At 71.1% G+C, this 25,142-nt stretch carries 24 protein-coding genes; 16 read left to right on the top strand and 8 right to left on the bottom strand.

Features of this window, described 5'->3' with window-relative positions; all coding sequences use genetic code 11:
- Nucleotides 1-45 precede the first annotated feature (45 nt).
- The 3 genes from hpt to folE all read left to right on the top strand — a co-directional run bounded on the left by hpt (nt 46) and on the right by folE (nt 3,596).
- Nucleotides 46-585 (top strand): hypoxanthine phosphoribosyltransferase, encoded by a 540-nt coding sequence (hpt, locus tag ACIBK8_RS20615; protein ID WP_227049790.1) that lies wholly within the window; start codon nt 46-48, stop codon nt 583-585.
- A 284-nt stretch (nt 586-869) separates the two neighbouring features.
- Nucleotides 870-2,882 carry an ATP-dependent zinc metalloprotease FtsH gene (gene ftsH, locus ACIBK8_RS20610; RefSeq protein WP_399043249.1) on the top strand — a complete coding sequence of 671 codons (2,013 nt, stop codon included), beginning with the start codon at nt 870-872 and terminating at the stop codon, nt 2,880-2,882.
- A gap of 108 nt (nt 2,883-2,990) precedes the next feature.
- Complete coding sequence (gene folE, locus ACIBK8_RS20605; protein ID WP_393686562.1) at nt 2,991-3,596, top strand: GTP cyclohydrolase I FolE; 606 nt, start codon at nt 2,991-2,993, stop codon at nt 3,594-3,596.
- A gap of 71 nt (nt 3,597-3,667) precedes the next feature.
- On the opposite strand, the gene ACIBK8_RS20600 is transcribed toward folE, so the two are convergent.
- Nucleotides 3,668-4,783, bottom strand: coding sequence for an alpha/beta hydrolase (locus ACIBK8_RS20600; protein ID WP_399043248.1), 1,116 nt, complete (start codon nt 4,781-4,783; stop codon nt 3,668-3,670).
- Between the two features lie 140 nt (nt 4,784-4,923).
- Between ACIBK8_RS20600 and ACIBK8_RS20595 the strand changes: the two genes are divergently transcribed.
- The 6 genes from ACIBK8_RS20595 (at nt 4,924) to ACIBK8_RS20570 (ending at nt 10,269) form a co-directional block, all read left to right on the top strand.
- Nucleotides 4,924-6,771 carry a phosphatidylglycerol lysyltransferase domain-containing protein gene (locus ACIBK8_RS20595; RefSeq protein ID WP_399043247.1) on the top strand — a complete coding sequence of 616 codons (1,848 nt, stop codon included), beginning with the start codon at nt 4,924-4,926 and terminating at the stop codon, nt 6,769-6,771.
- Between the two features lie 125 nt (nt 6,772-6,896).
- A complete protein-coding gene (folP, locus tag ACIBK8_RS20590) occupies nt 6,897-7,802 on the top strand; it encodes a dihydropteroate synthase (protein ID WP_399043246.1) in 906 nt (301 codons plus the stop codon).
- Nucleotides 7,803-7,807: 5 nt separating this feature from the next.
- Nucleotides 7,808-8,299: a nuclear transport factor 2 family protein gene (locus ACIBK8_RS20585; protein ID WP_393686558.1), complete on the top strand. Its 492-nt coding sequence runs from the start codon at nt 7,808-7,810 to the stop codon at nt 8,297-8,299.
- 367 nt (nt 8,300-8,666) lie between these two features.
- Nucleotides 8,667-9,026, top strand: coding sequence for a dihydroneopterin aldolase (gene folB / locus ACIBK8_RS20580; protein WP_393686557.1), 360 nt, complete (start codon nt 8,667-8,669; stop codon nt 9,024-9,026).
- Nucleotides 9,023-9,616, top strand: a complete 594-nt coding sequence (gene folK, locus ACIBK8_RS20575) for a 2-amino-4-hydroxy-6-hydroxymethyldihydropteridine diphosphokinase (RefSeq protein WP_399043245.1) — start codon at nt 9,023-9,025, stop codon at nt 9,614-9,616. Before folB ends, folK begins: the two co-directional genes overlap by 4 nt.
- Nucleotides 9,617-9,786: 170 nt before the next feature.
- On the top strand, nt 9,787-10,269 hold the full coding sequence (locus ACIBK8_RS20570; protein ID WP_399043244.1) for a DUF3180 domain-containing protein: 483 nt from the start codon (nt 9,787-9,789) through the stop codon (nt 10,267-10,269).
- Between the two features lie 12 nt (nt 10,270-10,281).
- Here ACIBK8_RS20570 and ACIBK8_RS20565 read toward each other — a convergent pair whose 3' ends face one another.
- Nucleotides 10,282-11,484, bottom strand: a complete 1,203-nt coding sequence (locus ACIBK8_RS20565; RefSeq protein WP_399043243.1) for an ABC transporter ATP-binding protein — start codon at nt 11,482-11,484, stop codon at nt 10,282-10,284.
- 182 nt (nt 11,485-11,666) lie between these two features.
- On the opposite strand from ACIBK8_RS20565, the gene ACIBK8_RS20560 reads away from it, so the two are divergent.
- The 4 genes from ACIBK8_RS20560 to ACIBK8_RS20545 all read left to right on the top strand — a co-directional run bounded on the left by ACIBK8_RS20560 (nt 11,667) and on the right by ACIBK8_RS20545 (nt 15,742).
- On the top strand, nt 11,667-12,458 hold the full coding sequence (locus ACIBK8_RS20560; protein ID WP_399043390.1) for an ABC transporter permease: 792 nt from the start codon (nt 11,667-11,669) through the stop codon (nt 12,456-12,458).
- Nucleotides 12,459-12,461: 3 nt separating this feature from the next.
- Nucleotides 12,462-13,199, top strand: coding sequence for an ABC transporter permease (locus ACIBK8_RS20555; protein ID WP_399043242.1), 738 nt, complete (start codon nt 12,462-12,464; stop codon nt 13,197-13,199).
- A gap of 89 nt (nt 13,200-13,288) precedes the next feature.
- On the top strand, nt 13,289-14,257 hold the full coding sequence (locus ACIBK8_RS20550; RefSeq protein WP_399043241.1) for an ABC transporter substrate-binding protein: 969 nt from the start codon (nt 13,289-13,291) through the stop codon (nt 14,255-14,257).
- 63 nt (nt 14,258-14,320) lie between these two features.
- Nucleotides 14,321-15,742, top strand: a complete 1,422-nt coding sequence (locus ACIBK8_RS20545; RefSeq protein ID WP_399043240.1) for a hypothetical protein — start codon at nt 14,321-14,323, stop codon at nt 15,740-15,742.
- A gap of 162 nt (nt 15,743-15,904) precedes the next feature.
- Here ACIBK8_RS20545 and ACIBK8_RS20540 read toward each other — a convergent pair whose 3' ends face one another.
- The gene (locus ACIBK8_RS20540) at nt 15,905-17,047 is read right to left on the bottom strand and encodes an NADH-quinone oxidoreductase subunit D (RefSeq protein ID WP_393686550.1); all 1,143 of its coding nucleotides are present in this window, start codon (nt 17,045-17,047) and stop codon (nt 15,905-15,907) included.
- 119 nt (nt 17,048-17,166) lie between these two features.
- Nucleotides 17,167-18,267, bottom strand: a complete 1,101-nt coding sequence (locus ACIBK8_RS20535) for an SAM-dependent methyltransferase (protein WP_399043239.1) — start codon at nt 18,265-18,267, stop codon at nt 17,167-17,169.
- Nucleotides 18,268-18,469: 202 nt separating this feature from the next.
- On the opposite strand from ACIBK8_RS20535, the gene ACIBK8_RS20530 reads away from it, so the two are divergent.
- From ACIBK8_RS20530 to ACIBK8_RS20520, 3 genes are all read left to right on the top strand, one after another.
- Complete coding sequence (locus tag ACIBK8_RS20530) at nt 18,470-19,672, top strand: sensor histidine kinase (RefSeq protein ID WP_399043238.1); 1,203 nt, start codon at nt 18,470-18,472, stop codon at nt 19,670-19,672.
- Nucleotides 19,673-19,892: 220 nt separating this feature from the next.
- A complete protein-coding gene (locus ACIBK8_RS20525; RefSeq protein WP_399043237.1) occupies nt 19,893-20,588 on the top strand; it encodes a response regulator in 696 nt (231 codons plus the stop codon).
- Between the two features lie 336 nt (nt 20,589-20,924).
- Entirely contained in the window at nt 20,925-21,644 is a 720-nt protein-coding gene (locus tag ACIBK8_RS20520; RefSeq protein ID WP_393686546.1) for a glycoside hydrolase family 75 protein, read from the top strand.
- 205 nt (nt 21,645-21,849) lie between these two features.
- Here ACIBK8_RS20520 and ACIBK8_RS20515 read toward each other — a convergent pair whose 3' ends face one another.
- From ACIBK8_RS20515 to ACIBK8_RS20500, 4 genes are all read right to left on the bottom strand, one after another.
- Nucleotides 21,850-22,065, bottom strand: a complete 216-nt coding sequence (locus tag ACIBK8_RS20515; RefSeq protein ID WP_399043236.1) for a hypothetical protein — start codon at nt 22,063-22,065, stop codon at nt 21,850-21,852.
- Between the two features lie 63 nt (nt 22,066-22,128).
- Nucleotides 22,129-22,896: a MerR family transcriptional regulator gene (locus tag ACIBK8_RS20510; RefSeq protein ID WP_399043235.1), complete on the bottom strand. Its 768-nt coding sequence runs from the start codon at nt 22,894-22,896 to the stop codon at nt 22,129-22,131.
- A 182-nt stretch (nt 22,897-23,078) separates the two neighbouring features.
- Nucleotides 23,079-24,197 carry a DUF5937 family protein gene (locus ACIBK8_RS20505; RefSeq protein ID WP_393686545.1) on the bottom strand — a complete coding sequence of 373 codons (1,119 nt, stop codon included), beginning with the start codon at nt 24,195-24,197 and terminating at the stop codon, nt 23,079-23,081.
- Between the two features lie 332 nt (nt 24,198-24,529).
- A complete protein-coding gene (locus ACIBK8_RS20500) occupies nt 24,530-25,135 on the bottom strand; it encodes a GrpB family protein (RefSeq protein ID WP_399043234.1) in 606 nt (201 codons plus the stop codon).
- Nucleotides 25,136-25,142 lie beyond the last annotated feature (7 nt).

Genomic DNA, 25,142 nt, shown 5'->3' with positions numbered 1-25,142 from the left:
TGAACACCGAACCGAGCGAGAGTGGCACGGGTGGACGACAAGGACATGGGTTCCGACCTTCAGTCGGTGCTCATCAGCAAAGAAGAGATCGACGCCAAGCTGGCCGAGCTGGCAGCGAAGATCGACGCGGAGTACGCGGGCAAGGACCTGCTCATCGTCGGAGTCCTCAAGGGCGCCGTGATGGTGATGGCGGACCTGGCGCGCGCGCTGTCCACCCCCGTCACCATGGACTGGATGGCCGTTTCCTCCTACGGCGCGGGCACCCAGTCCTCCGGCGTGGTCCGCATCCTCAAGGACCTCGACACCGACATCAAGGGCAAGCACGTCCTGATCGTCGAGGACATCATCGACTCCGGCCTGACGCTGTCGTGGCTGCTGTCGAACCTCGGCTCGCGCGAGCCGGCCTCGCTGGAGGTCTGCACGCTGCTGCGCAAGCCGGAGGCAGCCAAGGTCGCCCTCGACGTGAAGTGGGTCGGCTTCGACATTCCCAACGAGTTCGTCGTCGGCTACGGCCTGGACTTCGCGGAGAAGTACCGGAACCTGCCGTTCGTCGGCACCCTCGCGCCGCACGTGTACGGCGGCTGAGGGACGCACCACCACTCGTCGGCCACCATCGGCCGGCGAGGGCCCGGAGCAGCCGTTGTGCCGCGGCGGGAACCCCTCGGGGCCGCCCGCCGTTGAAGCAGCGGGAACGGAATCCGAGGCTTCATTGTTAACCGTGGGCGGCGGCGTCGGGTGACAATGCTGGGGTACCGTCCGAAGGCACTCATTTTTCGGGCCAGTAATACACCGTACGCACGACCAGCCCTCCACGGGGCTGTTGTGCCTCACTGTGGCAGGAGGGACGGGGCCGTGTCGGCTCCGTATGGATGGACGTGAAGCGATACTTCCGTGGGCCGGTCATGTGGATCGTGCTGGCCGTCCTCGCCGTGGTCGTGTTGATGCAGGTCGTCGGCTCGTCCGGCGGCTACAAGACGGTGGACACCGGTCAGGTCGTCAAGGCGATCACTGACAACAAGGTGAAATCCGCCGAGCTGACGACCGGCGACGAGAACAAGATCAAGGTCGAGTTGTCGGGCGACAACAAGATCCAAGGCTCCAACAAGCTCCAGGCGAGCTACATCGGCGACCAGGGCGTCGACGTGGCCAAGAACCTGCAGGCCAAGTACCAGACCGGCGAGATCAAGGACGGTTACACCGTCTCCCCGTCGAAGCAGAACCCGTTCGTCGGTGTGCTGCTGTCGCTGCTCCCCTTCGTCCTCATCGTCGTCGTCTTCCTGTTCCTGATGAATCAGATGCAGGGCGGCGGCTCCCGGGTGATGAACTTCGGGAAGTCGAAGGCGAAGCTGATCACCAAGGACACGCCCAAGACGACGTTCTCGGACGTCGCGGGGTCGGACGAGGCGGTCGAGGAACTCCACGAGATCAAGGAGTTCCTCCAGGAGCCGGCGAAGTTCCAGGCCGTCGGCGCCAAGATCCCGAAGGGTGTGCTGCTGTACGGCCCGCCCGGAACGGGCAAGACGCTGCTGGCGCGCGCCGTCGCGGGCGAGGCCGGCGTGCCGTTCTACTCGATCTCCGGCTCCGACTTCGTCGAGATGTTCGTCGGTGTCGGTGCCTCCCGGGTGCGCGACCTCTTCGAGCAGGCCAAGGCGAACGCCCCGGCGATCGTCTTCGTCGACGAGATCGACGCCGTCGGCCGGCACCGCGGTGCGGGTCTCGGCGGTGGCCACGACGAGCGCGAGCAGACGCTGAACCAGCTGCTCGTCGAGATGGACGGCTTCGACGTGAAGGGCGGCGTGATCCTCATCGCCGCCACGAACCGCCCGGACATCCTCGACCCGGCGCTGCTGCGTCCCGGCCGTTTCGACCGGCAGATCGCCGTCGACCGTCCGGACATGCAGGGCCGGCTGGAAATCCTCAAGGTGCACCAGAAGGGCAAGCCGGTCGCCTCGGACGTCGACCTCACGGCCGTCGCCAAGCGGACCCCCGGCTTCACCGGTGCCGACCTGTCCAACGTCCTGAACGAAGCCGCCCTGCTGACGGCCCGTAGTGACGCGAAGCTGATCAACAATCACTTCCTGGACGAGGCGATCGACCGCGTCGTGGCCGGTCCGCAGAAGCGGACCCGGATCATGTCGGACAAGGAAAAGAAGATCACCGCGTACCACGAGGGCGGACACGCCCTGGTCGCGGCGGCCTCCCCGAACTCCGACCCGGTCCACAAGATCACGATCCTGTCCCGCGGCCGGGCCCTGGGCTACACCATGGTCCTGCCCGACGAGGACAAGTACTCCACCACCCGCAACGAAATGCTCGACCAGCTGGCATACATGCTGGGCGGGCGCGCGGCGGAGGAGCTGGTCTTCCACGACCCGACCACGGGCGCGGCGAACGACATCGAGAAGGCCACCGCCACGGCCCGCGCGATGGTCACGCAGTACGGCATGACCGAGCGTCTCGGTGCCATCAAGTTCGGCACCGACAACTCCGAGCCCTTCCTGGGCCGCGAGATGGGCCACCAGCGTGACTACTCCGAAGAGGTCGCCGCGCTGGTCGACGAGGAAGTCAAGAAGCTCATCGAGACCGCGCACAACGAGGCGTGGGAGATCCTGGTCGAGAACCGCGACGTGCTCGACAACCTCGTCCTGACGCTCCTGGAGAAGGAGACGCTGGGCAAGGAGGAGATCGCCGAGGTCTTCAAGCACATCGTGAAGCGCCCGGCCCGCCCGGCGTGGACCGGTTCCTCGCGACGTACGCCGTCGACCCGCCCGCCGGTGCTGTCCCCCCGGGAGCTGTCGCCGGCCAACGGCACGGTGCCCACGACCGCCACGGTCTCCACGGAGAAGGCGGAAGCCCCGGAGGAAAACCACCCGGAGAGCTGATCGCCAGGGCCCGAACGGACCCGGAATGAATGCCGCGCCTCACAGGTTCTAGCCTGGAGGCGCGGCATTCCGCATGGGGGAGCCGGCGCAGAAGGAACGAGGCACCACATGACCGACCCTGTGACGCTGGACGGCGAAGGCGCGATCGGCGAGTTCGACGAGAAGCGCGCCGCGGACGCCGTCCGCGAGTTGCTCATCGCCGTCGGCGAGGACCCGGACCGCGAGGGCCTGCGGGAGACGCCGAACCGGGTGGCGCGCGCGTACAGGGAGATCTTCGGCGGGCTGTGGCAGAAGCCTGAGGACGTGCTGACGACGACGTTCGACCTCGGCCACGACGAAATGGTGCTGGTCAAGGACATCGAGGTCACGTCGAGCTGCGAGCACCACCTGGTGCCGTTCGTCGGCGTCGCGCACGTCGGCTACATCCCGTCGACCGACGGCAAGATCACCGGCCTGTCGAAGCTGGCCCGGCTGGTCGATGTGTTCGCCCGCCGCCCGCAGGTCCAGGAGCGGCTGACGACGCAGATCGCCGACTCGCTGATGAACATCCTGGAGCCGCGCGGCGTCATCGTCGTCATCGAGTGCGAGCACATGTGCATGACCATGCGCGGCGTCCGCAAGCCCGGGGCGAAGACCACCACGTCGGCGGTGCGCGGGCAGCTCCGTGACCCGGCCACCCGCGCCGAGGCGATGAGCCTGATACTGGCCCGCTGACGGCCGTCCGGAAACGCGTCACGGCCCGTACGGGAGCGTACGGGCCGTGAGGTGGGGGTTCGTCCTGAGGGTCAGACCTTGAGCCGGCCGCCTAGCCATTCCATGGCGGCCGGGATCTCCCGGCGCCAGGTGTTGAAGTTGTGGCCGCCGCTGTCGAGGATGATCGACGCGACCTGCGAGGGGGACTTCGTCCCCTTGATGAACTTCAGGGTGTCGCGGTAGTTGCCCTCGCCCTGCTTGCTGCTGGTGACCAGGAAGCTCGCCTTCGGGGCCGGCAGGTGCTGCTGACGCCACAGCAGGTTGTTCTCGCGCTCCAGCTGCTTGTCGCCGCCGAAGAGCGCGCCGGTGGTGGCGTCGAGGGGGGCCTTGTAGCTGCCGGAGAGCGCGACGGCGCTGGAGAACGACTCGGGGTGGCGCATGGTCATCTTCAGGGCGCAGTAGCCGCCGGTGGAGTCGCCCATGACACCCCAGCTCTTGGCGTCGGGCCCGACGCGGTAGTGCCCGGCGATGTCGCGGCGCAGGTCCTTGGTGAAGAACGTCTCGGTCTGCGGGCCGCCGGGTACGTCCACGCACTCGGTGTCACGCGGCGGGGCCACCGTCGGGCGCATCATCACCAGGACGGTCGGCTGCATCTTGCCGTGCTTGTGCAGGTCGTGCTGGGTCTGCGGGAAGTGCAGCTTCTTGTAGAGCGCTTCGGCGGTGCCCGGGTAGCCGGTGAGCACGACCGCGGCGGGGAACGTCCGGTGCGCGTGCGCGCGCTGGAAGTACTGCGGCGGGAGGTAGACGAAGGCCGGGCTGGTGATGTGGGACTGCTCGCCGCGTATCAGGACCTTGTCTATCCGGCCCGCGACGTCCGGGCGGCCCGCGCCGCGGATGCTGAAGCGCTCGCTGCCCAGCGTCTGGAGCTGGGTGCTGTCCGGTCCCGTCTTGTAGGTGGTCACCACACCCGGTTCCTGCTCCTGGCCGAAGAGGTCGGCCCAGGAGGCGTAGAAGCCGAACGAGTTGTTGGCGAAGAGACCGACCGCGGCGAACAGCGATATCTGGGTGACGAGCAGCAGTCCGACGCGTCCCAGGACCGTGCGCCAGTTGCGGCCGGAGAGCCGCGGCCAGAGCCAGATCGTGACGATGAACAGCGCCACGGCGATGACGACAGCAAGAATCAGCACTTTTTTGCTGGTGAGACCCATGAGGTGCTTTCTTCCGAGCGGCCGGCCCATCCGTCCGCTGATGGAACCCCGAGCCCTGGAACGCCGTCATACAGGGCGCAAAAAGTCCAGATGCTGCGACAAGGCTCGCACGTTCTCTCGACCCGGGCGACGGGAAAGTGATGTCTGACAGGCTAGATGGCGAAAAGTCGGAGACGGTTGCGTGGCGCACGCCACGCTGGCTCCGCGGGCCGCGACCCGAGTCGGTGCCGCGGTGCGTCGGCACGGCCGGTGTCCTCATCGGTCTGCTCAACCTCGTGGCAGGCATCTTCCCGCGGTTCCGGCACAGCCGGGTGCACGCCCTGGCCGAGGTGCTGCCGGGCGCGGTCAGCCCGCTGGCCGCCGCCGCGTCCCTCGTCGTCGGCATTCTGCTGCTCCTCCTGGCGCACGGCCTCAAACGGCGTAAGCGGCGGGCCTGGGCGGCTGCGGTGGCGCTGCTCCCGGTCGGTATCGCCGCGCAGCTCGTCTACCGCCACTCCTTCATCGGGGCGGTGCTTTCGCTGGCGCTGCTGGCGTTCCTGCTGTGGCACCGCAAGGAGTTCGCCGCGCTGCCCGACCCGCGCAGCCGCTGGAAGGCGGTGGCCAACGCCGTGGTGCTGGGCGGCGCCAGCTTCGGCATCGGCCTGGTGATCGTCAGCTCGCACCCCGGCAAGATCGTCGGTTCGCCGTCCCTGTGGGAGCGGGTCCAGCACGTGCTGTGGGGCCTGTTCGGCTTCGAGGGCCCGATCGCCTACACGCACCGGGTCGACTACACCGTTGGCTATTCGCTCGGCGCGCTCGGCCTGCTGACCCTCGCCACCACCGCGTATCTGGCGTTCCGTCCGGAGCATCCGGTGGCCCGGCTCACCGACGAGGACGAGTCGCGGCTGCGGGAGCTGCTGGCCAAGCACGGGGGCCGCGACTCGCTCGGCTACTTCGCGCTCCGCCGCGACAAGGGCGCGGTCTTCTCGCCGACCGGCAAGGCCGCGGTCTGCTACCGGGTGATCTCCGGCGTGATGCTCGCCAGCGGCGACCCGATCGGCGACGTCGAGGCGTGGCCCGGCGCGATCGAGCGGTTCATGGAGGAGGCGCGGGCGCACTCCTGGACGCCGGCGGTGACCGGGTGCAGCGAGACCGGCGGCCAGGTGTGGACCCGGGAGACCGGCATGGACGCGCTGGAGCTGGGCGACGAGGCGATCGTCGACGTGGCGGACTTCAGCCTCACCGGGCGCGCGATGCGCAACGTACGGCAGATGGTCAAGCGCATCGAGCGCAACGGCTACGAGACCCGGGTGCGCCGGGTGCGCGACCTGGAGCCGGACGAGCTGGCGCGCATCCAGCTGGCCGCGGACGCCTGGCGGGACACCGACACCGAGCGCGGCTTCTCCATGGCGCTGGGGCGGATCGACGCGGTGACCGACGGCGACGCGGTGATAGCCACCGCGCACCAGGCGCCCGCCGACGGCGAGGAGCCCGGTGCCTTCGGCGACCTGAAGGCGATGCAGCACTACGTGCCGTGGGGCGGCGACGGCATCTCGCTCGAGCTGATGCGCCGCGACCGCAGCGCCGACCCCGGGATGAACGAACTGCTGATCGTCGCCGCGCTGCAGGCCGCGCCCGATCTGAAGATCAAGCAGGTGTCGCTGAACTTCGCGGTCTTCCGCTCCTCTCTGGAGCGCGGCGAGAAGCTGGGCGCCGGCCCGGTCATCCGGGTGTGGCGCGGCATGCTGGTCTTCCTGTCCCGCTGGTACCAGATCGAGTCGCTGTACAAGTTCAACGACAAGTTCAGGCCCCGCTGGGAGCCGCGCTTCGTGGTGTTCCGCAACAGCAGGGACATCCCGCGGATCGGCCTGGCGGCGCTCCAGGCCGAGGGCTATCTGGAGCTGGGCCTGCCGCGGGCGCTGCGCCGCCGCAAGCCCGTCGAGCCGCGGCCCTGCGCGCACACGGATGCGCCCAGGCCGGCCGCGAGCGCCATGGAGCACGCGGCCTGAGCGGGCCGTACCGGTGCGCGGGCGGCGACCGGTGGCCATCGCGCAGGCGCAAGGGCCTTCCGTTCGGATCATGGGCTCGCATGATCCGAACGAAAGCCCCTTGGTACACCGCCTACGCTGGTGGCATGAGTACCTCGCGTGACCGGGTGGCCGGACTTCCGGACTGGGACCGCTGTGCGGTGATGGGCGTGGTGAACGTCACGCCCGATTCGTTCTCCGACGGCGGCCAGTGGTTCGACACCGAGCTGGCCGTCAAACACGGTCTCGATCTGGTGGCGCAGGGCGCGGACCTGGTGGACGTGGGCGGCGAGTCGACCCGTCCCGGAGCCGCGCGGGTGGACGAGGCCGAGGAGCTGCGCCGCGTCGTCCCCGTCGTACGGGAGCTGGCCGCCGCGGGCGCCGTGGTCTCCGTCGACACCATGCGGGCCGCCGTCGCCGAGCAGGCGGTGCAGGCGGGGGCGCGGCTGGTCAACGACGTGAGTGCGGGCGCCGCCGATCCGGCGATGGTGCCGACGGTGGCCGCCGCGTACGTCCCGTTCGTGGTGATGCACTGGCGGGGCCAGTCCATCGACATGAACAACCGTGCCGTCTACGCGGACGTCGTCGGCGAGGTCGTGGACGAGCTGGGCCGCAGCATGGAGCGGGCGGTGGCGGGCGGCATCGATCCGGAGCGGATAGTGATCGACCCGGGCCTGGGCTTCGCCAAGGACGCCGGGCACGATCTTGAGCTGGTCGCCCGGCTTGGCAGGCTGCGCGCCCTGGGCCGCCCGCTGCTGGTGGCCGCATCGAGGAAACGGTTCCTGGGCAGGGTGCTGGCGGGCGGTGAAGGAACCGCCCCGCCGCCGGCCAGGGAGCGGGACGCGGCGACGGCGGCGGTGTCGGCGATCGTGGCGCGCGAGGGGGCCTGGGCGGTGCGGGTGCACGAGGTGCGGGCGAGCGCGGACGCGGTACGCGTGGCCCGCGCGGTGGAACGCGCGGCGGGCACGGCTGGCCGCGAGGACATGACGGCGAACGCGACGGGAACGGTGTGAGCGGCTTGCGCCCACGTACGGACATCGAGCTGGTCGAGCAGGCGAACACGACCCTGTACGAGACCATCGAGCGCGGCGACCACGAAGCCATGTCCGGGTTGTGGCTGGACGGCCAGGTCAGCGTCGTCCATCCCGGGTGGCCTGTGCTGCGCGGGCGTGGCGAGGTGCTCCGCTCGTACGCGCTGATCATGGCCAACACCGAGTACATCCAGTTCTTTCTCACCGATGTCGAGATCGATGTGATGGGTGACACGGCGCTGGTGACGTGTACGGAGAACATCCTCAGCGGCGGGCCCGCCGAGGACGACGGGTCGGTGGGGCCGCTTATCGGCCAACTGGTCGTCGCGACGAACGTCTTCCGGCGTACCGAGGAGGGCTGGCGGGTGTGGTCGCACCACGGCTCGCCGGTGCTGACGGACGGCGAGGGCGACGGTGACGAGGACGGCGACGACGAGGACGGCGCGGCCGGTCCCGGCGGGGCGCCCGGCGCGGTCTGAGGAGGGCCGCGGGACGTCGCCGTCCGGGCCTTCGGGTGCCGTGGCAGGGCGAGGGCGGGCGTCAGCGGGGTGATCGGGAGCGCACCCGTTCGAGCCAAGTGCGGTGTGGGTAGGGGTGGGGGACGCGGTCCGGGGTAACCGGGGTAGGAGGCCGCGCGGGCGGCCTCACGGCTGTCCGGGCCCGGCCCATCTGGCGGGTTCCTAGCAGCAGTGAGGGGCCTTGTCCATAGCCCCCATGGGCGAGCGCTGTCGGTGTTCGCAGGTAGATTCGACGACGGGCGGTGTGCCGGACGGGTTCGGCGCATGTCCGGAATTCCGACGAGCAGTGGCGCCAAAGGTGCCAGTGGGACCAGTGGGAGTGATTCGCGTGGATCGTGTCGCGCTGCGTGGGCTGAAGGCCCGAGGGCACCACGGGGTGTTCCCCCGAGAACGCGAGGAGGGCCAGACCTTCATCGTGGACCTGGTGCTGGGGCTCGACACCCGCCCGGCAGCAGCCACCGACGACCTCGCGAAGACCGTGCACTACGGCGTGGTGGCCGAGGAGGTGGTGGCCGTCGTCGAGGGCGATCCGGTCGACCTCATCGAGACCCTCGCGGAGCGGATCGCCACCCAGTGCCTGAAGCACGAGGGGGTGCAGGAGGTGGAAGTGGTGGTGCACAAGCCGGATGCCCCGATCACCGTCCCCTTCGACGACGTGACCATCACCATCACCCGGAGTCGAGTATGACCAGCAGTGACCCGACCGTTCAGCCGGTGCCCGCCTCCGTGGTGGAGCAGGTGGACGCGGCGGATGTGACCCTGTCCAACCCGAAGCGCGCCGTGATCTCCCTCGGCAGCAACCTCGGCAACCGCCTGGAGACGCTCCAAGGGGCCGTCGACGCACTGGAGGACACCCCGGGACTGCGGGTCAAGGCGGTCTCCCCGGTGTACGAGACCGAGCCGTGGGGCGTGACCCCGGGCTCGCAGCCCTCGTACTTCAACGCCGTCGTGCTGGTGAAGACGACGCTGCCGCCGGAATCCCTCCTGGAGCGCGGGCACGCGATCGAGGAAGCCTTCGAGCGGGTGCGGGACGAGCGCTGGGGCCCGCGCACGATCGACGTCGACATCCTCGCCTACCAGGACGTGATCTCCGACGACCCGCGGCTGACGCTGCCGCACCCGCGCGCCCACGAGCGTGCCTTCGTGCTGGTGCCGTGGCACGACGTCGACCCGTCGGCCGAGGTGCCCGGTCACGGCGCGGTCGCCGATCTGCTGGCCTCGGTCGGCAGCCAGGGCGTGCAGGCGCGCGCCGACCTGGAACTGCACCTGCCCGAGTAGTCGTTAGGCTTGCGGGTCGCGTACGGCGTCCGGGCCGCGCGATGTGGTTGCGTACGGCGTGACGCACGGCGTGATCGCGGAGACCGCGGTGGCGTGGACGCGGGTGTACGTGACGGACGAGTCGATCAGGACAGCGGGGCAGCCATGAGGGCGCAAGGGGCGATGGCTCGGTGAAGCAGCTACGAATCAAGGTGCTGGTCGGGCTGTTTCTGGTGGCCGGGGTGCTGGCCTGGGCCGGCGCCCGGCTGTGGGACAGCCTGGGCACCCTGCCGAGCGTGCCGCTGGCCGCGCCGATCGTGCTGGCGCTGATCGCGGCCGTGCTGGCCGCCACCGCCCTCTCGTTCCGCGCGCGGCTGCGGGCGCAGCGCGAGCGGCGCCCCGGCGCGAAGGGCGTGGATCCGCTGGTCGCCGCCCGCGCGGTGGTGTTCGGGCAGGCGAGCGCCCTGGTGGCGGCGCTGGTCGCGGGGCTGTACGGCGGCGCGGGCGTCTTCCTGCTGATCTCGGGCATGGACGTCGCGCCGCGCCGGGACCAGGCGATCTACGCCGGTCTCTCGGTGCTGGCGGGCGCCGCCGTGGTGGCGGCGGCGATCTTCCTGGAGCGGGTCTGCAAGCTGCCGGACGACGAGGACGACGCGGGCGCCACCGCGGCCTAGGCGGACGGCAGGTCAGCGGCCTCCGGGCACCGCGTCCAGGGACACCTCGGCGCGCGGGATGCGCGCGGCGTCGGCGCCGGTGGAGCGGCGCAGCGCGGCGTGCAGCCGGCCGGGGGTGAGGACGCCGCGGTAGTCCGTGCCGTCGAGGACCGCTATCCAGCCGGCGTCGTGCTGGAGCATCGCACTGAACGCCTCCTTGAGGGGCGCGCCCAGGGGCAGCGCGGCGTCCATCGGGCGGGCGTGGTCGCGGACGGTGCCCGCGGCGGACTTCGTGGTGCGGGGCGAGGCGGAGGCGTCCGGTGCCGGGCCGCCGAGCGCGGCGGCTGACACCCAGCCGTACGGGGACGCGTCGGCGTCCAGGACGACCGCCCAGGAGGCGTCGTCGGCCGCGAGGAGGGCGGCTGCCCGGTCCGCGGGGTCGTCGAGGCGGACGACCGGCGGCGTATCGAGGTCGCCGCTCTCGACGGGGGTGACGGAGAGCCGCTTGAGGCCGCGGTCCGCGCCGACGAAGGCGGCTGCGTACGGGGTGGCCGGCGCGCCCAGGACCGTCGCCGGGGTGTCGAACTGCTCGATCCTGCCCTCTCCGTAGACGGCGATGCGGTCGCCGAGGCGGACCGCCTCCTCGATGTCGTGGGTGACGAAGAGGACCGTCTTGTGGAGGGTGGACTGGAGGCGGAGGAATTCGTTCTGGAGGTGTTCGCGGACGACGGGGTCGACGGCGCCGAAGGGTTCGTCCATGAGGAGGACGGGTGGGTCGGCGGCGAGTGCGCGGGCCACACCGACGCGTTGGCGCTGGCCGCCGGAGAGCTGGTCGGGGTAGCGGTCGCCGTGGACGGCCGGGTCCAGGCCGACCAGGTCGAGGAGTTCGGCCGCCCGCTCGCGTGCCTTCTTGCGCTGCCAGCCGAGGAGGTGCGGGACGGTCGCGGTGTTGTCCAGGACGGTTTTGTGGGGGAAGAGCCCGACCTGCTGGATGACGTAGCCGATCCGGCGGCGCAGTTCGACGGGGTCGACGGCGGATATGTCCTCGCCGTCGAGGTGGATGCTGCCGCTGGTGGGCTCGATGAGCCGGTTCACCATCTTCATCGTCGTGGTCTTGCCGCACCCCGACGGGCCGACGAGCGTGACGAGTTCACCCTTCGCGACCTCGAAGGAGAGGTCGTCGACGGCGGTGGTGCCGTCGGGGTAGCGCTTGGTGACGTGCGCGAAGCGGATCATCTTTCCCCCAAGGTGGACGGTTCCATTGTGACCAGGCAGTTGTGAACGCGATGTGGCGGATGAATGGCGGGCCGGGCCGATTGTCAGTGGTGGGGGATAGGGTCGCAGACAGTCACCGAAAATGTGAGCGACAGGGGCGGGGGAGGTGACGACGGGTGAGTGTGCCGTGGGGTACGCAGCTGATGGCACAGCTGCCGGCGAGCCTGCCGACACAGCTGACCGGACATCACGTGGCGCAGGCGGCCGGGCAGCCGGGCGGCCCGAGCTGCCTGGAGGCGAACGACTGGATCTGCGGTGAGTACGTCCGCACCCGGAGCCAGGAGCTGCTGGACGCGACGCTCCAGCACATCGGGATCACCGTCGCGTCCGTCGTCATCGGGCTGCTGATCGCCTTTCCGCTGGCGCTGGTCGCCCGGCGCTGGCGGGCCGCCGCCGGGCCGGTCCTGGGGCTGACGACGGTGCTGTACACGGTCCCTTCGCTGGCGATGTTCGCCCTGCTGACGCCGGTCTTCGGGGTCTCCGTCTCGGTGGTCGTCACGGGTCTGGTGCTCTACTCGCTGACGATCCTGGTGCGCAACATCCTCGCCGGGCTCGAAGCGGTGCCGGGCGAGGTCAGGGAGGCCGCCCGCGGGATGGGGTACGGCTCGCTGCGGCTGCTGTTCGGCGTGGAACTCCCGCTGGCGATACCGGCGTTGGTGGCCGGGCTGCGGATCGCCACGGTGTCGACGGTGGCGATGACGACGATCGGTTCCGTCGTCGGATACGGCGGCCTGGGGAATCTCATCGCCAGCGGCATGGCGGGCTTCTTCAAGGCGGAGGTGCTGACGGCTTCGGTGCTGTGCGTGCTGCTGGCGCTGGTGGCCGATCTGCTGCTGCTGGCACTCCAGCGGCTGCTGACGCCGTGGACGCGGGCGCAGGCGCGGGCCAGGTCCCGTGCGCGGCGCGCGGCACGGGTGACGAAGGCGGTGGCCTGAGCGATGGACGCGATCACGGGCGCCTGGCAGTGGCTGACGTCGGCCGCCAACTGGGCCGGGGAAAAAGGGGTGTGGCACCGCCTGGGCGAGCACGTCCAGCTCAGCGCGGTCTGCCTGGTCATCTCCTGTCTGATAGCCCTGCCGGTGGCGCTCTGGCTGGGGCACATCGGCAAGGGCGGGACGCTGGCGGTCAACCTCTCCAACGTCGGGCGGGCGGTGCCGACCTTCGCGGTGCTGGTGCTGCTGACGCTCAGCCCGCTGGGGAAGCAGGGCGACTGGCCGACGGTCATCGCGCTGGTGCTGTTCGCGATACCGCCGCTGCTGACCAACGCCTATCTGGGGATGCGGGAGGCGGACCGCGACGTGGTCGAGGCGGCCCGGGGGATGGGCATGTCGGGCCCGCAGCTCCTGCTGCGGGTGGAACTGCCGCTCGCCTACCCCCTGATCATGACCGGGCTGCGGTCGGCCACGGTGCAGGTCGTCGCGACCGCCACACTGGCCGCGCTGGCCGGCGGCGGCGGGCTCGGCCGGATCATCACCGCGGGCTTCGGCAACTACGACACCCCGCAGGTCGTCGCGGGCGCCGTGCTGGTGGCCGTACTTGCGCTGGCCGTTGAGGGCGCGCTGATCCTCGCGGACCGGCTGTTCGACCCGATGCGGGGGCGGCGGCGCCGCGCCAAGGGCCGTGGGCGGCGCGGCGGTCGTGGTGACGATGCGGTCGCGATAGGGAAACCCGCCTGACGCGGCGCCGGCGCTTTGCCAAGCTGCCTTCCGCACGGTCCTCGCCCCAACCAGCACATCCGAACTCAACGAACCGAATGGTGAATCCCATGAGCAGCACGTCACGCGCGTCGCGCACCGCGGTTGTCGCGGGCACAGTGATCGCATTGGCGGCCGGGCTGGCCGCATGCAGCGGCGAAAGCCTGGAGGACAAGGGCGGAGCAACCGGCAAGGGGGGCGGCAAGGGCGAGATCGTCGTCGGCTCTGCCGGTTTCACCGAGTCGAAGGTGCTCGCCGAGATCTATTCCAAGATCATTAACGATGCCGGATACACCGCACGCGTACAGACACTCGCCAATCGCGAGCTGTATGAACCGGCCCTGGAGAAGGGCCAGATCGATGTCGTTCCGGAATACGCCTCCACCCTCGCCGAATTCCTCAACGCGAAGAAGAACGGCGCCAAGGCGAAGCCCGTCGCCTCCAGTGACATCGACAAGACCGTGACGGCGTTGAAGAAGCTCGCCGGGCCGCGCGGACTGAAGGTACTGCCGGTCGGTGAGGCAACCGACCAGAACGCCTTCGCCGTTACCAAGGAATTCGCCGCGGCGCACAAGCTGAAGACGCTCTCCGATCTCGGAGCTTCCGGGCAGAAGGTCACCCTGGCCGCCGGCGAGGAGTGCGAGACCAGGCCGTTCTGCAAGCCGGGCCTGGAGAAGTCCTACGGCATCGACGTCAAGGGCATCGATCCGAAGGGCGTCGGCACCACACCGGCCAAGCAGGCGGTCAAGGACGGCACCGATCAACTGGTGCTGACCACGACGACGGACGCCACCCTGGAGAACTTCGGTCTGGTGCTCCTGGACGACGACAAGAAGCTCCAGAACGCCGACAATGTGCTGCCCGTGGTGAATGCCAAGAGCGCCGGCAGCAAGGAGATCGAGACGGCTCTGGGCAAGCTCACGAGTGTGCTGACGACCAAGGACTTGATCAACTTGAACCGCAAGGTCGACGCCGAGCGACTCAAGCCCGCGGATGTCGCCCAGACATTTCTGGAGTCGAAGGGCCTGGTGAAGAAGTAGCCACGGGGAACGGATCGGTGGGCGGGGCCCCATAGGCCCCGCACGCACGGTAAGTTTCTGGCCATGCCACGAGGACGCCACCGCCATTCACCACCCCTCCACCGGCTGCTTCCTCCCTCCTCGGTCGCCGCAACGTCGATCGCCTGCGCCGCGGGCGCGTGGTTCGTCGGCGACGACCTGGTGCAGCGGGGACTCGCAGCGGGTGCCGCAGCCGCCGCGGTCACCGGCTCCGTCCTGCTGCGCGTCTGGGACCGCAAGGCCGGCAAGCGGGTCGCCGAGCTGAGCCGCGCCCGGACCCGTGACGAATGGCGGACCGAGGAGCGGATCGCCGAACTCGAAACGGACGTCGAGGAGGCCCGCGAGATACGAGCCGCCCTGGACACCAAGCTGCGGGCCAAGCGTGCCGAACTGGCCAGGCTGCGCACCGAACACGCCGATCTGCTGCGCCGCTACGCCACCGCCGAGACCGAGCGCGCCAGCGCCCTGGAGGGCCGTCGGCTGCTCGCGATCGAGGCGGCGGCCCCCGCCAAGGAGCTGACCGCGCTCGGCAGCGGCCTGCCCCGGCAGCCGCACGGCACCCCGGGCACCGCCGTCGAACGCAGCACCCGCACCGACGGACAGGACGACCCCGGGACCGACGGGCCGCAGACCGACGGCCCCGCCGCCTCCGACCGTCCCGCCGCATCCGGCGGCCGGCGCACGGCGCACGGCCGCCCCGCCACCGACAAGCGGGCCGCCATCGACAAGCGGGTCGCCATCGACAAGCGCGGCACGGCCGACGCACGGGCCACGGACGGCCGTTCCGCGGCCGGTGCCACCTTCGCGCAGGCCGACCTGGCCCTCCAGCGGCTGGCCCGCAACGCCGCCCGCCAGCGCGACGAGAGCGCCAGCGGCCAGGGCGCACACGGTGCCCAGGACGGCAGTCGGAACCCCGCCCAGGACCGCCCGGAGCAGTCCGGCGGGCAGGGTGGTGAGGACGGCCGGGGGAAGCCCGCGGCGGCCACCGCGCGCGCCGCCGAGGCCGCCGCCCCCGCGCTCCGCCACATCCCGGCCGCTGCCGCCGCCGTCGCACCGCCCGCGGCACCCGGCCCCCGGGCGTCCCGCGCCATCGGCGGCTTCGACTTCTTCGGCAACGCGGCGCCGCGCGAGCTGCCCGCCCCGCTGGAGGAGGACCTCGCGGACGTCGTGGGCGACGAGGCCGTCGCCGAACAGTCGGCCCACGCCACCGCCCGCCTCCGCCCCGGCCAGACCCCGGAAGCGGCGGCTCCGGACGCCCGTACGGAAGAGGCCGGGCACGGGCGCCCGCAGACGGCTCCCGACGCGCGTACGGAGACGGCGCCCGACGCACCGGGGAACGCCGCCGATGACGGCGACGAGGCCGGTGCCGAGGTCCCCGCGGAGGGTGTCGGCGAGGTCATCGACCTCACGGCGCACGACGAGACCGAACAGCTCGACGTGGCGGAGCTGCGCAGCGCCATCTCGTAACCGGCACCTGCCCTCAGGCACTCGCCCTCCGGCCCCGTCTCCCGCCCGTCTCCCGGGCCGGGGGCGGGGCCGGACGCATGACAGCGATGCCCAACGGCCCCGACTAGCGCCCCGCAGCGGCTACTTGCTGACGTCTACTCGCCGACGTCTACTTGCCGACGTCTACTTGTCGATGTCGCCGACGACGAAGAACAACGACCCCAGGATCGCGACCATGTCAGCGACCAGCGTCCCCGGCAGCAGCTCGGTCAGCGCCTGGATGTTGTTGTACGAAGCGGACCGCAACTTCAGGCGGTACGGCGTCTTCTCGCCCTTGGACACCAGGTAGTAGCCGTTGATGCCGAGCGGGTTCTCCGTCCAGGCGTAGGTCGCGCCCTCCGGGGCCTTGAGGACCTTCGGGAGCCGCTGGTTGATCGGACCGGGCGGCAGCTCGGCGATGCGGTCCAGGCAGGCGTCCGCGAGATCCAGCGAGTTGTGGCTCTGCTCCAGCAGGCACTCGAAACGCGCCAGGCAGTCGCCCGCATCCCGGGTGACGACCTTGAGGGTGTCCTGGAGATCCGGGTACGCGAGATACGGCTCGTCGCGCCGCAGGTCGAAGTCGACACCCGAGGCGCGGGCGATCGGCCCGGAAACGCCGTACGCGTGCACCGCATCGCGGGACAGCACGCCGACGCCGCGGGTACGGCCGCGGAAGATCTCGTTGCCCAGGACGAGATTGTCGAACACGTCCATCCGGGAGCGGACATCGGCGATGGCGTGCCGGACCCGGCCGAGCCACCCGGCCGGCAGGTCCTCCTTGAGGCCGCCCACCCGGTTGAACATGTAGTGCATCCGGCCGCCGGAGATCTCCTCCATGACGGTCTGGAGCTCCTCGCGCTCGCGGAAGGCGTGGAAGACCGGCGTGATGCCGCCCAGCTCCAGCGGGTACGAACCGAGGAACATCAGGTGGTTGAGCACGCGGTTCAGCTCGGCGAGCAGCGTACGGGTCCACACGGCCCGCTCCGGGACCTCCATGCCCAGCATCCGCTCGACGCCCATCACCACGCCCAGCTCGTTGGAGAACGCGGACAGCCAGTCGTGACGGTTGGCGAGCATCACGATCTGCCGGTAGTCGCGCGCCTCGAACAGCTTCTCCGCGCCGCGGTGCATGTAGCCGATCACCGGCTCGGCGTGCTGGATGCGCTCACCGTCAAGAACGAGGCGCAGCCGCAGCACGCCGTGCGTGGAGGGGTGCTGCGGGCCGATGTTCAGCACCATGTCGGTGCTCTCCGCCGCGCCGCCGATGCCGACCGTCGTCTCCGTCATGGGAACAGTCTCGCAGTTCGGCGGGGCGGGGACGGGAGGAGGTGGCGGAGCGGGACGGGCCGCGGGCGGGCCGGTGCCCGTACCGCGCCCGCGCGCTACCCGCCGCCGTGGCCCGCGCGCTACCCGCCGCCGTGCTCCCGCCGGACCCGCCCGGCGCCGAGATCGTCCAGGATTCCGGCACAGGCCGCGCCCACGGGCTCGACGAGCCAGCCGAAGCCGCCGAGCCCCGCGGGGTCCGTCAGCTCCGCGGCCTCGCCCGCGGCGGCCAGCGCCCGTACGTAGGCGGCGGGGTCGGTGGTGGCGAGGGGGAGCGGCGGGCGTCGGCCGGTCACGCCGAGGGCGCGCAGTGCCTCGCGCTGGGTCAGCAGCCCGGCCGCCGGGCTCGCGCACGCGTCCAGCGCGACATGCGCGGTGATGTCGCAGCCACCGTCCGGCACCGGGGGCACCTCCCGCCCCGCCCGGAACCCGGTGAGCGTGCCGAAGAGCGGACGGTCGTCCCGCCGGTGCGCGTAGTCGGCGGTGACCGCGAGCCCGGCGCGCAGCGTACGGACGGCCCGCGCCCAGGCGGCGTCCCGCGGGCGGCCCACCTCGGCGCGCAGGCCGGGGGCGGGGGCGGGAGCGGGGGCGGCCCGGCCGGGCTCCGGGACGAGACCGGGCCACCAGCGGGCCAGCCACTGCGCGTCCGTGCCGCCGACCGGGTCGCCCAGCCGCTCCGTGCCGTCCGCGCCGACCAGCACCCGGCGCGGCACCCCGTCCGGATCGGTCTCGACGACCTCCACCGGAACGTTGTCGAGCCACTCGTTCGCGAACAGCAGCCCGGTCAGCGAACCGGGCGCCGGCAGCTCGGCCAGCCAGCCGATGCGCGGATCCAGACCGTCAGGACGCGCGGCACGCTCGACGGCGTACGGGCGCAGCCGCGCCGACAGCGGGGCCGCGGCACCCGCCGCCTCGGTGCGGTCCGTCAGCGCGTCCAGCACCCCCGTCAGCAACTCGCCGCGGCCCGCGCCGACATCGATCAGCGCCAGCTCGTCCGGATGCCCGAGCGCCGCGTCGACCCGGCACAGCAGCCCGGCGACAGCACCGGCATAGAGGGGCGAGGCGTGCACGGAAGTACGGAAATGCCCCGCGGGACCGGGGCCACCTGGCCGGGTGTAGAAACCGTCAGGACCGTAGAGGGCCGCTTCCGCCGCGTCCCGCCAGCCACACCACTCGCTCGTCACCGGACCACGGTACGCACGAGGGGGGTGGGGGGTACACGCGGCCGGGGTGCTCGGCGGGCGGAAGGGGCGGAAGGGACGAGCGCCGGGCGGCGGGCGGCGGCGCAGGCGTGCTCCGGTCTCCACCTTCTGGAGTAGACGCGGCGCACAGGATCGCCCCTCCGGTTGACCCGTACACCTATACGGCCTGCATACGCTGGGTTACGTGCAGCGCCTCTACGACTTCTTCCGCAGACACCCGACAGGGGTGGACTCCTTCTGGGCGTTCCTCCTCTTCGGGTTCAACTGCCTGTGGGTCGTGTCGCTGCCGGGCGGAGCCGTCGAGCAGTCCCTCGGCGCGCTCTTCACCGTCGGCCTGTGCACCGTCATCGCACTGCGCCGCAAGTGGCCCGAGTGGATGCTGCTGCTGGCCGCCGCGCTCGGCGTCGGGCAACTGATCGCCAACGTGCCGAGCAACCCCGGCGACTTCGCGATGCTGGTGATCATCTATACCGCCGCATCCGGCACCACCCGCTGGGCCTCCCGGCTCGCCCTCATCGGCGCCCTCATCGGCCCCACGCTCTCCCTGATGCGCTTCGGCGACGCACCCGACAGCCGCCCGCTCTGGGAGGGTGTCTTCCTCACGGTGCTGCTCACCGGCCCGTTCGTGCTCGCCTGGGTGCTCGGCGACTCCGTCAGGACCCGGCGCGCCTACTGGGCGCAGCTGGAGGAGAAGGCCACCCGGCTGGAGAAGGAACGCGAGGCACAGGCCCGCATCGCCGTCGCGGCCGAACGCGCCCGGATCGCCCGCGAACTGCACGACGTCGTCGCCCACAACGTCTCCGTGATGGTCGTCCAGGCCGACGGCGCCGCCTACGTCCTCGACAGCGCCCCGGAGCAGACCCGGCAGGCACTGGAAACCATCTCCGGCACCGGGCGGCAGGCACTGGCCGAAATGCGCCGCCTGCTCGGCGTGCTGCGCACCGGGGAACAGCCCGAAAGCGGCGAGTACGTACCGCAGCCCGGCATGGAACAGCTCGCCGACCTCGTCGACCAGGTACGGGGCGCCGGGCTGCCCGTCGACTTCCGGGTGGAGGGCGAGCCGCGGCCCCTGCCCAGCAGCGTCGAACTCACCGCGTACCGCATCGTGCAGGAGGCGCTGACCAACACGCGCAAGCACGGCGGCCCCGACGTCGGCGCGACCGTCCGCCTCACCTACAAGGACGCCGACCTGGGCCTTCTCGTCGAGGACGACGGGCGGGGCGCGCAGCACGAACTGTACGAAGAGGGCGGCGCCGACGGCCTGGGGCACGGCCTCATCGGGATGCGCGAGCGGGTCGGCATGGTCGGCGGACGGCTGGAGGCCGGGCCACGCGAGGGCGGCGGCTTCCGGATCAGCGCCGTCCTGCCGCTCAAGCCCGAACGGTGAGGGCGGCGGGACGCGGCACGCACGGCCGGGGAGCCGCCCCGGAGCGTTTGTGCATGCGCTTCTCGTCGCCTCTCGGCGTCCGGGAGCACCGCCGGGTCGCACGGCCCGGTGGCCGGGCCCGCCCCGTCGCCTGCCAGGTCCCGCACCCGCTCCGGTGCGTCGGCCCGTACCCTGCCCGCTCCGTACCCTGGAGCCCCACCCCCGAAGGGATCCCCTTGCCATGACCATCCGCGTGATGCTCGTCGACGACCAGGCGCTGCTGCGCACCGGCTTCCGGATGGTGCTCGCCGCGCAGCCCGACATGGAGGTCGTCGCCGAGGCGGGCGACGGCGTGCAGGCGCTGGAGGTGCTGCGCTCCACGAAGGTCGACGTCATCCTCATGGACGTCCGGATGCCTCATCTGGACGGTGTCGAGGCCACCCGGCGGATCTGCGAGGGCGGCCGGAACGAGGACGCGCCCAAGGTCCTCATCCTCACCACGTTCGACCTCGACGAGTACGCGTTCTCCGCGCTGAAGGCGGGCGCCAGCGGCTTCATGCTCAAGGATGTGCCGCCGAGTGAACTGCTGGGCGCCATCCGGGCCGTGCAGAGCGGCGATGCCGTCGTCGCTCCCTCCACCACCCGTCGGCTGCTGGACCGTTTCACCCCGATGCTGCCCGCCACGGCCGCCGAGCCGGACCGGCCCGAGCTGGGACGGCTCACGGAACGCGAGCGCGAGGTGCTGCTGCTGGTCGCGCAGGGGCTGTCGAACGCCGAGATCGCGGCGAAGCTGGTGCTGTCGGAGGCCACGGTCAAGACGCATGTCGGCCGAATCCTCACGAAGTTGAGCCTCCGGGACCGCGTCCAGGCCGTCGTCCTCGCCTACGAGACGGGCCTGGTACGGGCCGGGGGCGCGGGGTCGGGGACGGGCGCTTAGCGGGGGAAGGGCGGCTGGCGGAGGCGAGCGCCTGGCGGGTCGGGCGCTCAGCGGGGACGGGCCGGGCGTCGGCGGAGGCGAGCGTGTCGGGCGCTCAGCCGGGACGGGGCGGCCCCCGGCGGAGGCGAGCGGGCGAAGTCTCGCCTCCGACCGGGCGAACAGCCGGTCCTGAGGGCACGTCGGGCGGGGCGCGCGGACCGGCCGGGGGCCAGACTCGGGCCGGGAGACGACTGAGCCTGGCCGGAACCGCATCGCCCAAAGGGTTGACGTGGACACGCAACAGGAGCAGATTGACCCCGCTCGGTAAGGAAACCTTCCTAATAGAGAGGTTCCCCAGTGCGGACACGCATCCTGGCACTCGCCACCGCCTCCGGTGCGGCACTCCTCGCCGCAGCCGCCCTGCCCGCCGCGGCCCAGCCGACCACCGCAGCACCCCCGCCGTCCGCCGGAAAGGCGCACCGCCTCCAGGAGGGCTCGGTCGGCGCATCCGACCTGCTCGCCAAGCTCGCCACGTGCGACCAGCTCTCCAAGGGCAAGTACCGCACCGACGAAGAGACTTCGGCCACCGTCCCGGTCTGCGGCAAGAACGGCGCGGTCTTCTGGAAGGCCGACATGGACATAGATTGCGACGGCCAGATCACCACCCAGTGCAACGCCGACACCGACCCCTGGTTCCAGGACGACACGGCGTTCCACCAGTCCAACGGCAAGCCGCTCAGCGCCGAGAAACTCCCGTACGTCGTGGTGCCCAGCGTCAGCGACATCTGGGACTACGGCGCGGCAGGCATCAAGGGCGGCGGTGTGGTCGCCATCATCTACAACAACCAGGTCGAGTACGCCGTCGTCGGCGACACCGGCCCGAACAAGATCATCGGTGAGGCGTCGTACGCAGCCGCCAAGAACCTGGGCATCGACCCCAACCCGGAGTCGGGCGGCGCCGATTCGGGCGTCACCTACCTCCTCTTCAAGAACTCCAAGGCCGACCCCATCGAGAGCCACGAAGACGCCGTCAGCCGCGGCGACGCCCTCGCGAAGAAGTTCCTTCAGGACAACTGAAGAGGTCCCTGTGGGGCAGTTGGCAGCTGGGGACTGTGAGGGGCTGTCGGGGGCTGCTCGGATCGCTGCCGGTCAGGGCAGTGAGGGGATTTCGGTGCGGTTCACGGTTCACGGTTCACGGATCACGGTCCGTGGTCCGTGAACCGTGGTCCGCGGACCGGAGGCCGAGCCGGACGCCCGCGCGCTCGGCCGGCGCACGTGATCGTCACACGGTTTTCGGGCGCCTGGAACCGGCCTCCGACAGCCTCCGTTCCAGGCGGAAGAAGTTGATGGCCGCGTGCACCACCAGCGCAACCGGCAGGGCCAGAAGAAGAGACCACGGGACCGCGCCGGCCACGGCCAGGAGGCAGAGGACCGGAACGGCGAGGAGAGTGGGGAGCGTTGAGGTCAGCGCGGTGCGCATACGGGATCGGCGGTTCATGGCCGGACTCCTTCTGTGAACGGAGGTGAAGGAAGGGGACAGGGTGACCACGGCACGTGCCGGTCAGGCCGGGGTGTCGCGAGCGCGGTCCAGGTAGTCGGCCAGCTCTCGCCAGTCGTCAGCCGGAGCGCCGGGGTCTCCCGACATGGCGGCCGGATCGTCACGCCAGGCAGCCCTGACACCAGTGGAAATACGGGCATCGCCGCCGGTGAACAACGCACTCAGCTCATCCAGGCGCGCCGCCAGCCGACGGACCCGCCGGTCAGTGGGGGGAGTGCCGGCCACACGGAGCCGTTCGGCCCTGCGGTACAGCTCAGGCCACTCGACCTCCAGCAGGTAATGCCTCGCGGGCCCCAGGGCGGCGGCACGGGATCGTAGGGCCTCGATCCGGTCGGCCTCCAGGTGGCGGCTCAGCGTGTGCGCGCTCTCCGGACCGGTGCCGCCGATCGCCCGCAACGCATCGATCAGAGCCCTACCTGTCGGAGCCCGGTCGGCCGACAGTTCGTCACCGAGCCGCACGAGCCGTGCACGCAGCACACCAAGCGCGGCAATGGATGCCTCCACTCCGGCCAAGTGGTCCCGGACCAGCCGCTCCGGGTCGACCCCGGCATCGAGGCAGACGGCGATGGTGTCCAGAGCCAGCCCCAGGCTGCGGAGCGCCAGCACCTGATACAGACGGACGAGGTCTTCCTCGGTGTATTCCCGGTGTCCGCCCGTGGTGCGCTGCGAGGGGCTGAGCAGACCGATGGTGTCCCAGTGGTGCAGGGTGCGCACGGTCAGCCCGCTGGCCTCGGCGAGCCGGCCTACCTTCCAGGTCGCAGAAGTGGTCATGACGCAACGATGCATCCTGACGCCGCGTGAGGTTCAAGCCGTGACGCCCTGGGGGCCCTCCCCCCCCGCCCCACCCTCCCCACCTCCCCCTCCACCCCACCCCCACAGCAGCACTCCCTCGCGGAGCAGCACTCCCTTGCAGGGAACGACCCTTACGGGAGCGCTCCCTACCGCAGCACTCCCTACCGCAGCACTCCCTCCAGGAAGTCGCTGCCGAGTCGGGCCACTACCTGGAGGTCCAGCTGATGCAGGACGTATCGGCCGCGGCGCCGCGTCTGGATCAGGCCGGCCTTCTTCAGCATCGCGACGTGCCGGGACACCTCGGGCGGCGTGATGCTGAACGCGGTGGCCAGTTCGCCCGTGGTGTGCGGCCCGCGTGACAGTGTCCGGCACAGCTGCATCCGCATCGGGTGACTCAGTGCCTCCAGCCGCTGCTGTACGAGTTCCAGTGCGGCCGGTGCCGGCAACTCCGGGCTGGCGACCGGGTATTGCAGTACGGGGCGCCAGCCCGGCGCGTGGCTGAGCAGCAGGTGCGGCCAGCCGAACGACGTCGGGATGAACGTCACGCCAGGGTCGGCCGCGTCCGAGAACGCCGTCGTGCGGCCCACGGCCAGCTTGTCGACGATGATGCGCTCGCCGTCGCTCCCCCTTCCGTCCTGGCCGCCGCTCTCCAGGGAGAGGGCGGTCGATGTTGCCGGCAGTGTTTCCGCCAGCCCTTTGTGCCGCAGCAGTTCGGTCTTGTGCCGGGCGTCCGCGGCCAGTTGGATGCCGACCCGTCGCCAGATGTCCCCGAAGAACTCCTCCTCACAGTCCTCGAACAGGCGGCGCAGCCACACCCGCAGCCCGTCGGGGTCGGTGAGCATGCGGTTGGTGAACGCCGCCTGGCGCGGCCCGCGCGCCGCCGCCATCTCCCGTACCCGCGCCCGCTCCTCGGCGTCCACGAGGGGTGAGGGCGTGACCATGGTGTAGCGGGACGAGCAGGTGACCTCGAAGGCGGCTGCCACGAACCGCTCGTCGTCGATCCGGTCGAGTGCGTCCAGGTCCTCGGCCAGCGTCGCCCCCGGGCGGGTCGGCAGCAGGATGTCGGAACGCGACGACCGCCACAGGAAGTCCGCCTCGCACAGGCGGTCGGCGAGGTCGGTCTTCAGCCCTGCCGTGGTCGCCGTGACCCAGCCGTGCAGTCCGGGGTGGTGGCCCGGCTCGGACAGCGCGTGCAGGGCGGCGCCCAGCTCCGCCAGGGGTGACGGGGCGAAGAGGAGACGCTCGGGCGGCAGCCCGGTGATGTCTATGACGTCGGCCATGCACCCATCATGCGCGATGCTTCGACCTGCACCGTTGTCGATTGACGGCTCTCGTCAATCGACGCGCCACGGCCCTCGGCGGCGCCCCAGAGTGAGGGCATGAACGCACACCAGCAGCACATGCTCGACACCTACCGTGCCGCCCAGCGCGGCGAGCGGGCCCCGGTTCTGCCGGGCGCCGACACCGTCCGTACCGTCCGCGAGATCCACCGGTGGCGTCGCTTCAACGCCGTGATCACCGACCCTGCCGACCGCCTACCGGCCCGCACCTTGCGTGCCGTACGGGCCCTGGGCGCTTCCTTCGCCCGTCTCACCCGCGGAGGCCGAGGCGGCTACCCGGCGGGCGGGCCTATGCCGGCCGCCCACCCGGAATCGGCCGACCAGCCGACGTCGGCCGCCCACCGTTCCGCCGCGCCCAGCAGCACGATCGTCGCCGGCGCCTTGATCCCTCCGTACGCGGACATTTCCGGCACGCTCAGCGCCAGCCGCTCCTTGAAGGCTCCCCACGCCCGCCGAGCCGAGTCGTCCGCGCGCAGGTAGTCGCGGAACAGCAGGGCGAAGCGGGTGTTGGGGCTGTCGGCCCCGCGGACATGGACATTGCACGACCGGGCGCCGACCGGCGGCGCGAAGACGCGCTTGCGGCACTGCGTCCCGAAGGACACCTCCGTGTTGTTCCACGGTTCGGGCCGCAGGCGGAAGCCGATCCCGGTGAGCCGCGCCACGTCCCGCGACGCGTCGAGCGATGCGACCCGCACCTGCACGTCGATGCAGTCCTTGGCCTGGAGCCCCGGAACCGAGGTGGAGCCGATGTGGTCGATGGCGACCGCGTCTTCGCCCAGAGTGTCGTGCAACCGTTCCGCCAGCTGCCCGAACTCGGCCTGCCACTCCGGCCGATGGGCGACCACGGTGGGCGGAGCGATCTCATCGGGGAACGGCATGGCCCCT

It is taken from the genome of Streptomyces sp. NPDC050161, from assembly GCF_044460025.1.
Taxonomy (GTDB): domain Bacteria; phylum Actinomycetota; class Actinomycetes; order Streptomycetales; family Streptomycetaceae; genus Streptomyces.
This window is presented reverse-complemented; position numbering and strand designations above follow the sequence as displayed.